The sequence below is a fragment of the Nocardia abscessus NBRC 100374 genome, from assembly GCF_000308455.1.
Lineage (GTDB): Bacteria > Actinomycetota > Actinomycetes > Mycobacteriales > Mycobacteriaceae > Nocardia > Nocardia abscessus.
Genome location: NZ_BAFP01000196.1, coordinates 1 through 351, shown reverse-complemented (window position 1 = coordinate 351; position 351 = coordinate 1). Strand labels below are relative to the sequence as shown.

Here is a 351-nt window from a genome sequence, read left to right as displayed (position 1 = left end):
AGCCCGTACTGATCCTTGTCGAGATCGAAGAACTCACCCTCCTGCTGCACGAACGACAACGCACCATCGAGCCCATAGCGCCAGCCGTGATACTTACACGTGAACTGCCGACACGTCCCGGAGGTCTCTTCCTTCGGAAAGTCGTTCCACACCAGCTTGTTGCCCCGATGACGGCAAATGTTGTGAAACGCCCGCACCTGACGCTCCCGATCACGCACCACGATCACCGAGGTACGCGCGGCATCGATCTCTTTCGTGAAATAGCTACCCACCTTCGGAAGCTGCTCGACCCGGCCCACATTCAGCCAGGCACGCTTGAAAATCGCCTCCCGCTCCAACTCGAAGAACTCC

Annotated in this window: 1 protein-coding gene; it reads right to left on the bottom strand. The window is 58.4% G+C overall.

The features are described 5' to 3' along the window. A partial coding sequence (locus tag ON19_RS30715) for an aromatic ring-hydroxylating oxygenase subunit alpha (protein ID WP_043700663.1) occupies positions 1–351 on the bottom strand: 351 nt, incomplete at both ends.